This window comes from Paramagnetospirillum magnetotacticum MS-1 (assembly GCF_000829825.1).
Taxonomy (GTDB): domain Bacteria; phylum Pseudomonadota; class Alphaproteobacteria; order Rhodospirillales; family Magnetospirillaceae; genus Phaeospirillum; species Phaeospirillum magnetotacticum.
This window is the reverse complement of sequence record NZ_JXSL01000028.1, coordinates 191,542-204,172: the sequence shown is the minus strand read 5'-3', so window position 1 is coordinate 204,172 and position 12,631 is coordinate 191,542. Positions and strand designations below refer to the sequence as shown.

The window sequence follows — 12,631 nt, the reverse complement described above, 5'->3', positions numbered from 1 at the left end:
CCCGCTGAGCTAATCGCCCATTTCCATTGCGGCGGAAGCATGTTTGCCGCTTCCGAGGAGGGCCGCTTTATATGGCGCGCCGCCGGGCCTGTCAAGCGGCCATTCACGCCGTCTCGCGGTTGATGACGCGGATGGTCTCCGGCGGGTGGTAGCTTTCCAGCAAGCCCAGCAGGGCGGCGGGATCATCGTGCACCGCCACCATCTCGCGATGGCGGGGCTTGACGAAGCCTTCGCCCGTCATGTGGTCGAGGAAGGCGAGCAGACGCTCGTAATAGCCCGCCACATCCAGAAAGCCCAGCGGCTTGGCGTGCAGGCCCAACTGGCCCCAGGTCCAGATCTCGAACAATTCCTCCAGCGTGCCGATCCCGCCGGGCAGGGCGATGAAGCCATCGGCCAGATCGGCCATGGCGGCCTTGCGCTCGTGCATGCTGGCCACCACGCGCAATTCGGTCAGCTCGGGATGTCCCACCTCCCATTTCAGCATGGATTCGGGGATCACGCCGATCACCTGGCCGCCCGCCGCCAGGGCGGCATCGGCCACAATGCCCATCAGGCCAACATTGCCGCCGCCATAGACCAGGGTCAGGCCGCGTTCGGCCAAAAGGCGTCCGAGTTGGGCCGCGGCTTCGGCATAGGCCGGATTGGCGCCGGAATTGGAGCCGCAGAAGACGCAGACCCGCTTCACCGCTTGGCGCCTTCGGCCATGATCTTTGAGAAGGCGCGCACCGCCGCTTCGGGGCCTTCGGGGTGGTTCCACACGCCGCCCGACACCGCCAGGAAATCGGCGCCCGCCGCCACCAGGGGGCGGCAGTTCTCCACCGTGATGCCGCCGATGGCGACGCAGGGAACGGTGAACAGGCCGTGCCACCATTCGAGAACCTCGATGTCGGCGCGGGTGGGGGCTTCCTTGGTTTCGGTGGGGAAGAAGGCGCCGAAGGCCACGTAATCGGCCCCGGCCTCACCGGCTTCCATGGCCAGATGGCGGGAATCGTGGCAGGTCACGCCGACGATGCCCTGAGGCCCCACCGCCTGGCGGGCCGCCTTGTAGGAGGCATCGGTCTGGCCCACATGCACGCCGTCGCAGCCCGTCTCGAAGGCCAGATCGGGGCGGTCGTTCAGCAGCACCGCCACGCCGCGCCGCTGGGCGGGCGGGCGCAGCACATCGACGATTCGGGCGATGGCATCGTCGTCCAGGCCCTTCAGGCGAATCTGCAGGCAGGCGACGTCACCGGCATCCAGGGCGGCTTCCAGGGTCGAAACCCATTCGAAGGGCTTTTCGATGACCGGCGGGGTGATCAGGTAGAGACGGCAGGAATCGGCGGAAATGGCAGGCCTCGCGGGATCAGGGTTGAACACGCACCATGGCACCGAGCCGATTGTGGCGCAACTGCCGTGATCTGCCCTGAAAGAATCACAATTCGTCCCTTATTTCGCCACGCGACAGGGCCACATTATACCTACCGAACGCGCCGTGATGGCCTTCGGAAAGAATTTTAGAAAAGGAAATCCGTCATGCGTGCCACCCGCTTTATTGCCGCCACTCTCTTTGCCGCTTCGCTGATCCCCATGGCGGCCCTGGCTCAGGGGACGGCGGCCTCGTCCGCGGGCACTGTCGCCGCCCCCGCCGCGGCCGGAGCCACCAGCCAGGCAACGAGTGACGCCGCCGCCAATGTGCAAAAGGGCAAGAGCGACACCGCTCATGCCAAGAAGGAGGCCAAGAAGGAGGCCAAGAAGGACGCCAAGGAGCATGGCAAGAAGGCCGAGAAGGCCGTTGCCCCGGCGACCCCGGCCACTCCGGCGACCCCTGCCACTCCGGCAGCCCCCGCCGCCAAGTAACGCGCCTCTCATGACGACGGCCCCCTCCCTCGCTCGAGGAAGGGGGCCGTTGGCGTTGTGGGATCAGGACAGGGCGGAGAGCAGGCTGGTAGCGCCGCCCGCCAGGCCACTGGACGAACTGGCGCCACCGCCGAGGTAATCGAGCAGGCTGGCGCCCCGGCCCATCAGCGAGCCGAGCACCGAGACCTGGGAGGACAGAGCGCCCTTGTTGCCCAGATAGGGGCGGATGGAATCGTCCATGCCCTTGGCCGCCTGGGCGACGAGGGATTGGACCGAGGACGGGTCCTTGGACAAAGCCTGGGCCAGGACGGACTGATCGACGGAGAGAGTCCCGTCCTTTTCCACCTGAATGCCGATATCCGACAGCGTGGAGACGTCGCCGCCGGTCTGATACTCGGCCATGGCGGCATCGCCCAAGCGCTTGAACATGCCCGCGGCGAGATTGGCGTTGGCGGCCAAGGACCCCTTGTCGCCGGTCATTTCGACGATGGCCTGCTGCAATCCGTTAAAGGATTTCATCATCTTCTGGACGGTGTCGGTGGTCGTCGAGCGGTCGACGCTCAGCGATCCCGTCTGGGTGAAACTGGCCGTGGTGCCGAAGGCCACCGGCACGCCTGTGTTGGAGGGCCAGGTGTAGTCGGTGCCGTCCGCGCTGTAATGGGCATCGCCGGCCTCGGAGGTCTGGGTGAGGGGCGATGCCACGGGGTGCGACGGATCGAAGTCCAGTTCCGACAGTCCCGACAGGGCGAAAGCCTTGCCCGAGCCGGTGTCCTTGCCGCTGATCTCCAACTCGAATCCGCCGCCCGATTCCACCACCTTGGCCGTAAGCCCGGCACCGGAATCATTGATGGACTTGGCGATGTCGTTGAGCGAACCACCGGCAATGGAGATCTCGGTCGGGTTTCCCTGGGGCGTGAAGGCGCCGGTTTCCGTATCCACCGCGCCCATCTGGACGCTGAGGCTGCCGGTGCCCAGCGAGACCGAATCCGGATCGCCGAACAGCGAGGTGACCAGGGTCTGGGGCGTGGCCAGTTGGCTCACCTCCACCTGAACGGAGCCAGCCGACCCTGAATCCGCGCTTTGCGATGCGATGGCCGACAGGTCGGCATCGGCCTGGCCGCCCAAGGTGGCCAGCCGGGTATAGCCCACCATGGCCTGACCGCTTTGGGCCGAACCCAGGGACAGGGAAAAGGCCTCGTCGCGTCCCAGGCTGAGGGGGCTGGCCGCCGCGCTGGCAGTGGTCGCGGCCGTGGTGCCGTCGCTCTTCTGAGCGGGGCTGGTATATTGCTTCAGCAAGCCCGCCAGGGCGGTCGGGAGGGCGGAAACGGCGTTGGTGCTCATGGCCTGATGCTCCGGGGCGCTTTGGGCGCCCACTGAAGTGTGAATCCTTGTCAAGCACCCAAGCAATGGGCGTGCCACTTCATAGAGCATTGATTTATAAGAATTTAGTTGATGCGGTCAGGCCCATTACCCGGCAAAGTCTGCCGGTCAGGCCGCCGATGTCAGGTGCTGCCAGTGGCGCAGCAGCATGTCGAGCTTGGCCAGGACCAGCTTGGCTTCGGCGATTTCCATGTCCAGGAAGGCTTCCACCGACCGGCCTCGGGCCATGGCCTGACGGGCGCCCGAGACCAGTCGGGCGCCGGCCGCCAGCCGCAGGCCGGACAGGGTTTCGCCCGCCATGACCGGTTGGCCGATATGGCAGGCCAGGGCGGCGAGTCGGCGGTCCTTCTCCCGCGCCGTGGACGGCAGAAGCGGGGAGATGTCGCGGTTCAGCCAGACATGGAGACGCCGCAGCTCCTCCATGCCCAGCGGGGCCTTGGCCTTGGGCGGCGTGGCGGTGAAGGTCAGAATGGTGGCCAGCCCGTCCCAGGAGCCCGCCGCGCCGCGCTCGGGCGCTGGACAAGGCAATAGGCCAAGACGGGGCTTTGCCGTCACTTCGGCACGGATGGCGGTGAGAAACCGGTCGAGGATGCGCCTTGCCTCGGCCGGAGGCACGGCGTGGAAGGCGGCCATTTCCCACAGCGCCGCCCACCAGCGCATCAGGAGTCCCATATTGGCCTCGCCGCCCATGGGGCGGCACCAGTTCTCCCAGGCATCGGGCCAGCAATGGCGTTCGGTATAGGCGTTGTAGCCCTGGGGCAGGGCGGCCAGGCCCAGTTGCACCCGGCCTCCGATGGCGGGCGGCACCAGCAGCGCACCGGCGAAAGGCGGCCCGGTAAAGAATTTGGACCCAGTGATGATGACCATGAAGCCGTGGCCGAGATAGCGGGCGACGCTGTTCTTGGACAGGCGCAATTGCGAGGCGTCCACCACCACGTCCAGATCCCCGGCGAAACGTCTGGCCAGGGCGAAGGTGAAATCCACCCCCGGCGCCACCAGTCCAGTCTTGGAGGTGTCGAGAAGGTGCAGCAGGACGCGGCGCCCCCTGGCCAGTTCACGCTCGATAAGCTCTTCGGCGGCCCGGTTGATCTCTTCCATGGGCAACGGGTCGCCCGCGCCGTCGCGCACCTGCAGAATGGCCAGTTCGACCCGTGCGGCGGTGGCGGCGTCCACGGGCTGGTCCACGCCCACATGATGGCCCATGGCGGTGGTGGCGTTGTAATGGCGTCCCGAGGCCGCCTGGAGCACATTGCTGGCGGTTTCGCCCGGCGCGATAACGATATTGGTCAGCGGCCGGCGGTCGGCGGCCAGGGCCAGATGCAGGGCATAGAACTCGGCATCGGTGCCCGAGGGGGTGAGAATGGCCTCGGTCCCCGGCACCGTTCCGCACTGGCGTGGGACTTCGCCGCGCACCTCTTCCATGGCGAGGGCATATTCCTCGTCCAGCCTTCCGGCCTTGGCGGCGTCATTCAGACGGCGGCGCAAGCCTTCCACATGGGCGAAGGCGCCTTCCGACACAGAGGTGGCGGTGGTCGAGGCGAAGGTGATGGCCCAGGGGCGCGGGCGGGGCGAACAGCCATAGCGGTTCAGCCCGGTCTCAGGATCGACCCGCAGGCGCTCGTCGCCGCCGGTGGTCAGCAGAAGTTCGGAGGGCTGGGCCGGGTCCCAGGCCATGACGATTAGTCCTGCTTGTCTTGCTTGATCCGCCGCAGCATGTCCTGGAAGGCCTTGAAGATGCGGCGCATCTGCGGGGCCTTGTAGGGGAAGATGTCGGGCGGGTCCATGGCATGGACGATCATGGCGGTATCGGCCTCGAAGACCAGGAGGTCTCCGTCGGGCGTCTCGGCACAGTCCATGGCGAAGTAATCGAGCCCGATGCGTTCGGCCATGGTGGCGAAGGCGTCCTTGTGGCGGGCGGCGAAGTCCTCGTCGAACGTGGCGAAGGCCTGGGCCTCCTCGGCGCGCTTCTCGGCGCTTTCGCGCATATCGGCGTTGAGGTAGTGGATCATCCAGTGGGCTGATACCGCCATGTGACAGACGAAGGGCTTTCCGTCGATCAGGGCGATACGGTATTTGCGGAACATGCCGCCCGCGCCGCGATAATCGACGAAGCTGGACAGGTAATAGCCCTCGGCCGGTTGGGCGGCCAGATACAGCGCGATGGTCGAAGGATCGTCCAGTTTGGCCAATCCCTTGCCCGCATGGGAATCCAGCGGCCGCGCGATGACGGGGAACGAGCCGTCGGGCAACAGATCGGTCAGCGCAATCTCGCCCCGGCCCAGACGGGCCAGACTTTCCGGGTCGACGCGGGTGGTGGCGGGAATGCGGATGCCCGGAACCCCGGACAGCAGGGAACTGACCCCGTCGCGGGACAATTGCAGCACCTTGCGCGGATCGTTGAGCACCGGCGGGCAGGGCCACAGATCGGCGAAGGCGGCGATGCGTTCGAGAACCTCGCGGTTGGGCTCGGATTCTCCGGCGATGACCATGGCCATGTCATGGGCGGGGACCCGTTCCGGCAGATCCAGGCCCGGCACCACGTAAAGCACGTCCAGGCGGATATCCGAATTCTCGATCAGGAACTGAATGGGCACGTTGGACATCAGATTGCCCGGCGCGGCGAAGGCCAGCAGCCGGACACCATCCTCACTTGCCGTCTCGGAATGGTCGCGGTAGACCTGATTCTGGGCCAGGGCGCGTTCCTGATAAGCCAGCCCGGCCTCTTCATGTCCCAGCAGGAAGTGGATGGCGGACAGGTCGAGAAGCGCCGCCGAATCCGTGGGATCAGCTTCGCTGCGCTTCAAAAGTTCGATGGCAGGCGGAACCATGTTTTCGCCATGGAAGGCCATGGTGGTCAGCCGGGCCATTCCCATGGAGACGGGGGGCCAAGGCTTGTCCTGTCCTGATGTCACGGCATTTCCTTAGGCTATGGGACGAAACAGACTATCCCGAAAAGGTTAAGTATTACTTCGCTGGAACGGCCAGGACGGCGTCAACCATGCGGTCGACGTCATGTTCGCGGGTTCGGTGGTTGACGATGGCGGCGCGGATCGCCAGCGTTTCGCCGATGGTTGTGGTTGACGGCGCCGCCAGTCCCGCTTCATGCAGGTCGGCGACGATGCGGGCGGAATCGGTCCCCCGGCGATGAAAGCAGACGATGTTCAGCGCCACCGGGGCCAGCAGTTCCAAATCCGGCTCGGCCTCGATCCGGGCGGCGAGGTGGCGGGCCACCCGGCAGCAGCGCGCCATGGCGGCGCCCAGCGCATCCATGCCGTGGGCCTTGAGCGTGACCCAGGTCTTCAGCGCCCTGAACCCGCGCGACAGATCGGGACCGTAATCGCAAGGCCAGTAAGAGCCCGCGGCCAATCCCCTGGTCTCGCGCCGCAGATAGGCGGCGGGCGAGGCGAAGGCGGCCCGGTGCGCCTCGCCGTCACGGACCAGGAGATAGCCCGCGTCATAGGGCACCTGCCCCCATTTGTGAAAGTCGAAGGCGATGGAATCCGAGCGCTCGATTCCCCTCAGCAGGGGCGTCAACTCAGGTGACATCACTCCAAGCGCGCCCAGGGCGCCATCCACATGCAGCCACAGACCCTCGGCCTCGGCGAAATCGGCCAGGGCGGCCAGGTCGTCTATGGCGCCCACATCCACGGTTCCGGCGCTTCCCACCACCATGAAGGGACGCAGACCCGCCGCGCGGTCTGCGGCGACGCTCTGGCGCAAGGCGTCCAGGTCCAATTGATGCCGGGAATCGGTGGGAGCCAGGCGCAGCGCCCTGGCGCCCAGGCCGCTCATCTCGAAGGCCTGGCCGATACAGCCATGGGCGGTGACGGCGGCATAGGCGGTCAGTCCCTCTGTTCCGGTGAGGCCCTGGCGGCTTTCGACCCCAAGAACCTTGGTGCGCGCCACCAGCACCGCCAGGAAATTGGCCATGGAGGCCCCGGTCAGGAACAATCCGCTGGCGGTTTCGGGATAGGAGAACAGGTCGCGCATCCAGCGCAGGATCTGGCGTTCCACCTCGATGGGGGCGTGATCGCGGCCACCCAGATTGGCGTTAAGCCCGGCGGCCATCATCTCGGCCAGCATGCCCTCCACCGTTCCGGCGCCCTGCACCCAGCCCATGAAGCCGGGATGAATATTGCCCGAGCCGAAAGGCTCGACCAAAGCGCGGAACTCGGCATCGATGGCGGCCAGTTCCTGACCGGCGCGAGGCGGCGCGGCATCGAATGCGGCCCTGACCTCGCCCGGCATGGGCCGCCAGACCGGGCGGCGGCGGATATCCCGGATGAAGTCCAGGCTTTGGTCCAGCATGCGGTGGGCCTGGGCGCGAAGGGCTTCCCAATCGCCGGGGTCCAGGCCGGGATCAAGGGCGTCAACCATGGCTGTCAGGGTGGCGTCGGGCTGATCGGCCATCATCATGTGACCGGCCGGGTCCAAGACGATGGCGCGCCCCTGGCCCAGGCGCTCGGACAGAGCGCGGCAGGCATCGGGGGGCGACATGCGGTCCTGCCCGCCGATAATGACCGTTGCCCGACAGGCGACGCGGGCGGCCATGGCCTCGCCCTCTTGATACCGGTCGCAGGCGACCAGATCGGCATGCAGCACGCCGGGGGCGCAATCCGATAGCCCGACGGTGATTTCGGCCAGCAGGGCGGGGGCGGGCGGAGGCTCCTTGGGCAGGCTCCACTTGGCGATGAGAGCGCTAGCGGCGGGCGTGTCGGCCAGGGCCATGTCCAACAGCGCCTGATTGACCGGCATGGAGCCAGCGGCGCCAAGCAGGACCAGGGAACTGACCAGGGCGGGATGACGGGCGGCGCAGTCCAGCACGGCCAGCCCCCCCATGGAATGTCCGGCCAGGGCGGCGCGGCCAAGTCCGGCCGCGGCCATGAACTGGGCCAGCCAATGGGCGATGTCGCCGATGGAGGTCAGGGCGGGGCCCTGGGTTGCGCCGTGGCCGGGCAGATCGGGGATCAGAACCCGCAAGCCCTGGGCGGCAAGGCCTTTTCCCAGATTTCCCCAACTGCGATGGCTGCCGCCCGCGCCATGCACCAGAATCACCGCAGGCGTGCCATCCGCGCCATGGGATGCGGCGAAGACCGATCGGCCCTGTACGATGATGTCCATGCGGCCCCCAATGTTTCCCGCTCACTTTAGGAAGGCCAGCGAAAGGCGGCAAGGCCGCTATGTCCGAAGCCGCTTATACGACGGCCAGCGATCAGATATCCGCCCCGGAGCCGCTTTGATCGATGATGCGCGAGGGGGGGAAGGTCACGGTCACGACGGTGCCCCGGCCCGGCTGGCTGTCCAGGTTGAGCGTACCGCCATGGGCGATCACCAGGGCCTTGGCCAGCGGTAGGCCGAGGCCGCTTCCCTCATATTTGCGTGACAGCCTGGTATCGGCCTGGACGAAAGGCTCCATCACCCGCTGCACGTCCTCGGGCGTCATGCCGATGCCGGTATCGGCGACACGGATGACGAATCCCGCCTCGGTGACCTTGGCGCCGATGGTGACGGCGCCGCCGTCATCGGTGAACTTCACCGCGTTGGAACCCAGATTGAGGATGATCTGCCGCAGCCGTCTTTCGTCGGCCAGCAGCGTCGGAAGGTTGGGCGGCAGATCCTCGGTCAGGCTGATGGCGGCATTTTCGGCCCGGCGATTCAACAACCGGATCGCGGCCCGGATCAGGTCGGGGACATGCACCGCCGTTTCCATGAGGTCGGTCATGCCCGCCTCGGCCTTTGACATGTCCAGGATGTCGTTGATCAGTTCCAGCAGATGCATCCCGCTTTCATGGATGTCATCCACATAGGCGCGGTAGCTGGCCGGTTCCAAGGGGCCGAAGATCTCGTGCTTCATCATTTCGGAAAAACCGATGATGGCGTTCAAGGGGGTGCGCAGTTCGTGGCTGATATTGGCCAGGAAGGTGTTCTTGGTCCGATTGCCTCGCTCGGCCTCGTCCTTGGCCTCGCGCAGGGTCTGCTCGATATGCTTGCGGTCGGTGATGTCGGTGAAGGACAAGATCAGTCCGCCGCCCGGCATGGACGAGGACCGGACCTCCATGATCAGGCCGCTGGGGGTGAAATGTTCGAAGACCATTTCCGGCCGTTCCCGGATGCTTTCGGAAAGGTCGGCGGTCAGCTGGGCCGAGTGGTGGCCCGGAGGTGTGTCATTGGCGGCCAGCAGCGCCATGAACAGCGAAATATCGATGGTGCCCGGCGTGATCTCGGCCTTGGGCAGGCCCAGCATGCGGATGGCGGATTCATTCAGCGCGATCAAGGCGTCATCCGAGGCGAACACCGCCACGCCCTGGGGCATATTGTCGATGATGGCCTGCAGCCGGTTGGCCTGGTGGCTCAGCCTCGTGGTGCTGTCGCGCAGGGCCTTTTCGCTTCTCTTGCGCTCGCTGATGTCGCGGATGACGCCGATGAAGGTGAGCATGTCGCCCTGGTGCATATGGGCGATGGCCAGTTCCATGGGGAAATGGGTGCCGTCGCGGCGCAATCCTTCCACTTCGCGGCCATTGGCGCCGACTTTGCCGGACTTCGAGGAAAAATAGGCGCGGATATAGCCGTCATGGGCACCTTGATGCGGATCAGGCATCAACATGGAGACATTGCGCCCCACCACCTGCTCGGCAGCCCAGCCGAACAGATGCTCGGCAGCGGGGTTGAAGCTCAGCACCGTTCCGGTCTCGTCGATGGTGACGATGCCGTCCACCACCGTGTCCATGACCCCCCTCAGCCACGAAACCGTGTCTTCCAGGGCGATTTCCGCCTGTTTGCGCTGGGTGATGTCGCGCAGGATACGCAACTGGCCACCGTCGCTAGTGGCATAGGCGTTGACGGTGATCCATTGTCCGTCGCGGAACTTGTCGTCGCCAGCGGTGGCGTCGGTGAGGCCGCCCCCCGACAGCTTGCGCGCCAGCCAGCCGTCCTCCATCTTCTCGGCCTCGGCCAATTCGGCCATCAGGTCCTCGAAACGGGCGCCGGGCCGGATGGAGTCCTTGATCGGCGAAAGCATCTGGAGATAGCGGTCGTTGCAGGTGATCAGCCGGTTGGCCGAATCATATAGCGCCACGCCGTCGCGGCTGTTGCCCAGCGCCTCGAGCAATTGGCGCTGGGCATCCAGCGTCTGGGCCGTGCCCTTCGGTGGCCCGCGCCTCAGCCAGCCCGTGGCGAGCAGCGTCGCCGCCGCTCCCACGGCCATTCCGGCCAAGGCAGACTCGAGCCCTCCGAACGGCATCCCCCGCTCCTAATCGTCGTAGGATGCGAGGCAGGTAAAGGGGACGTCCAGTTCCTTGAGGCGCTGTTTGCCGGGCAGGAAGGCCAGGTCGATGATGGTGCCTGCGCCCGTCACATGGGCGCCGATCTTGCGCAGTAGTTGGACGCCCGCCGCCATGGTGCCGCCGGTGGCCAGCAGATCGTCCAGAATCACCACGCGGCTTCCCTCGGCGATGGCGTTCTTCTGGATCTCGATGGTGTCGGTGCCGTATTCCAGTTCGTAATCGTGACGGATGGTCTCGCCCGGCAGCTTGCCCTTCTTGCGCAGCATGACGAAGCCGCAGCCCAGTTTCAGCGCCAGCGGCGCCGTCACCAGGAAGCCGCGCGATTCGATGCCAGCCAGCACGTCGGGCTGGAACTTGATGATCTCGCGGGCCATGCGGCCCATGGCCACCTGCCAGGCATCGGGATGGGCCAGCAGGGTGGAGATGTCGTAGAACAGGATGCCCGGCTTGGGGAAATCCGGAACGCCGCGGATGTGGTCCTTGATATTCATGACTTAAGCTCGATGTTGGGATTGCGAAGGTATGGTAGACCGAGCATCAGGCCCGGTCAAAGCAACAACAGGGCCAGGGCCTTTTCCACGGCGTCTTGCGGAATGGCCTCCATGTCCTCGCCCCCGAAATCCTGGGCCCGCAGGACCGCCGCGCGGCGGGTGTGAGGCGCGAATTTGTCGGCGGCCGTCGGCCCGAATAGCGAAACAAGCGGAATGTCGGCGGCGCCCAGCATATGTCCGGTGCCGCTGTCATTGGCCACCGCCGCCGCCAGACGGCGCCCCAGGGCGATGGTCAGCATGGGGGTGAGCCTCGCCGTATCCTGCAATGGCAGCAGGGCCTGGGGCAGGGCTTCGCGGATGGTCGCGGCCCAGTCCTCAGCCTCGGCGGGACCCAGCAGGAAGACCGGCACCGCGTCCTTCTGTGCGGCGGCCAGGGCGATGTAGCGGTCCAGGGGCCAGCACTTCCATCGTCCGCCCGCTCCGGGCGCGAAACCCAGATAGCGCGGGCCGGGGGGCAGCAGGCGGTCGGCCTCGGCCTCGATGGCCGGGTCGCGGGGCAGGGGGAAGTCGGCGTCCACCGGCTGGCCCGCCGCCGCCTCGACCAACTGCATCAACTGCCGGATCATGGAGGCGGGCCGGGTGGTGTCGGCGGGCTTGCCGTCGGAGAACAGATAGCCCGCCGTGGCCGAGATAAAGCGCCGGTGGCGGATGCGCTTGAGAATCAGGGTGGTCAATCCCCGCCGCTGGGTATCGATGATCAGGTCGAAAGAGCGGTCGGGCAGCGGGCGGCGGCCCACCAGTTCCAAAGGCCGCTCGCCGATGCGGGTGAAAGCCAGAATCTCGTCGATCAGGCCGGTGACCAGGGGCGCCAGGATGTCTTGGAACACCGTCGGCCCCTTGCCCGACATCCAGGTGATGCGGGCGGTGGGAAAGGCGGCGCGCAGGGCGCGCAGGAAGGGCAGCTTGATCAGCCCGTCGCCCACCGCGTCCAGGCCCACATAGACCAGGATGGTCTCCGGCTTGGGGAGGTCAGGCATCGCGGATGAGGGCGCGGTTGCCGTCGACCACTACCCGGCCCTCGGCCAACAGGCGCAGCGCCTCCGGATAGGCCTTGTGCTCCTGCTCCAGCACTCGGGCGGCCAGGGAGTCCTCGTCATCGGAGGCCAACACAGGAACCGCCTTCTGCACCAGAATGGGCCCGTCGTCCAGTTCCGGCGTCACCAGATGGACGGTGCAGCCGTGCAGCTTGACGCCCGCCTCGATGGCCCTGGCATGGGTGTGCAGGCCCTTGAACGAAGGCAGCAGGGCGGGATGGATATTGATCATGCGGCCCCGCCATCCTTCGGCGAAGGGCGTGGACAGCAGGCGCATGAACCCGGCCAGACAGACGATCTCGATTCCGGCGGCGCGCAGGGCCTTGTCCATTTCGGCATCAAAGGCTTCGCGCGAGGGGAACCCTTTGTGGGGAATGGTCAGCGTCGGCACCCCGGCCTTGGCGGCGCGCTCCAGGGCATAGACCCCGGGCACGTTGGAGATCACCAGGGCGATCTCGGCCGGAAAGGCGGGATCGGCGCAGGCGTCGAGCAGGGCTTGGAGATTGCTGCCCCGGCCCGAGACCAGAACGCCGACCTTCTTCTTCAT

The 12,631-nt window shown here is 66.4% G+C and carries 11 protein-coding genes; 1 reads left to right on the top strand and 10 read right to left on the bottom strand.

Features of this window, described 5'->3' with window-relative positions:
- Nucleotides 1-103 precede the first annotated feature (103 nt).
- Together CCC_RS12530 and thiE are read right to left on the bottom strand one after the other, a co-directional pair.
- Nucleotides 104-685: an LOG family protein gene (locus CCC_RS12530; protein ID WP_009865313.1), complete on the bottom strand. Its 582-nt coding sequence runs from the start codon at nt 683-685 to the stop codon at nt 104-106.
- Nucleotides 682-1,356 carry a thiamine phosphate synthase gene (thiE, locus tag CCC_RS12525; RefSeq protein WP_236686373.1) on the bottom strand — a complete coding sequence of 225 codons (675 nt, stop codon included), beginning with the start codon at nt 1,354-1,356 and terminating at the stop codon, nt 682-684. Before thiE ends, CCC_RS12530 begins: the two co-directional genes overlap by 4 nt.
- Nucleotides 1,357-1,512: 156 nt before the next feature.
- Between thiE and CCC_RS22440 the strand changes: the two genes are divergently transcribed.
- Nucleotides 1,513-1,836, top strand: a complete 324-nt coding sequence (locus tag CCC_RS22440; RefSeq protein ID WP_041041662.1) for a hypothetical protein — start codon at nt 1,513-1,515, stop codon at nt 1,834-1,836.
- Nucleotides 1,837-1,899: 63 nt separating this feature from the next.
- On the opposite strand, the gene fliD is transcribed toward CCC_RS22440, so the two are convergent.
- The 8 genes from fliD to purN all read right to left on the bottom strand — a co-directional run bounded on the left by fliD (nt 1,900) and on the right by purN (nt 12,631).
- Nucleotides 1,900-3,177, bottom strand: a complete 1,278-nt coding sequence (gene fliD, locus CCC_RS12515; RefSeq protein WP_236686372.1) for a flagellar filament capping protein FliD — start codon at nt 3,175-3,177, stop codon at nt 1,900-1,902.
- A 147-nt stretch (nt 3,178-3,324) separates the two neighbouring features.
- A complete protein-coding gene (locus tag CCC_RS12510; protein ID WP_041041660.1) occupies nt 3,325-4,890 on the bottom strand; it encodes a hypothetical protein in 1,566 nt (521 codons plus the stop codon).
- A 5-nt stretch (nt 4,891-4,895) separates the two neighbouring features.
- Nucleotides 4,896-6,128, bottom strand: a complete 1,233-nt coding sequence (locus CCC_RS12505) for an ATP-grasp domain-containing protein (RefSeq protein WP_236686371.1) — start codon at nt 6,126-6,128, stop codon at nt 4,896-4,898.
- Between the two features lie 52 nt (nt 6,129-6,180).
- On the bottom strand, nt 6,181-8,337 hold the full coding sequence (locus CCC_RS12500) for an alpha/beta fold hydrolase (RefSeq protein WP_082036604.1): 2,157 nt from the start codon (nt 8,335-8,337) through the stop codon (nt 6,181-6,183).
- 91 nt (nt 8,338-8,428) lie between these two features.
- Nucleotides 8,429-10,456 carry a sensor histidine kinase gene (locus CCC_RS12495; protein ID WP_041041656.1) on the bottom strand — a complete coding sequence of 676 codons (2,028 nt, stop codon included), beginning with the start codon at nt 10,454-10,456 and terminating at the stop codon, nt 8,429-8,431.
- A 9-nt stretch (nt 10,457-10,465) separates the two neighbouring features.
- Nucleotides 10,466-10,990 carry an adenine phosphoribosyltransferase gene (locus CCC_RS12490; RefSeq protein ID WP_041041655.1) on the bottom strand — a complete coding sequence of 175 codons (525 nt, stop codon included), beginning with the start codon at nt 10,988-10,990 and terminating at the stop codon, nt 10,466-10,468.
- Between the two features lie 56 nt (nt 10,991-11,046).
- Nucleotides 11,047-12,027, bottom strand: a complete 981-nt coding sequence (locus CCC_RS12485; RefSeq protein WP_009868347.1) for a glycosyltransferase family 9 protein — start codon at nt 12,025-12,027, stop codon at nt 11,047-11,049.
- The gene (gene purN / locus CCC_RS12480) at nt 12,020-12,631 is read right to left on the bottom strand and encodes a phosphoribosylglycinamide formyltransferase (RefSeq protein ID WP_041041653.1); all 612 of its coding nucleotides are present in this window, start codon (nt 12,629-12,631) and stop codon (nt 12,020-12,022) included. The genes CCC_RS12485 and purN overlap by 8 nt, the downstream gene beginning before the upstream one ends.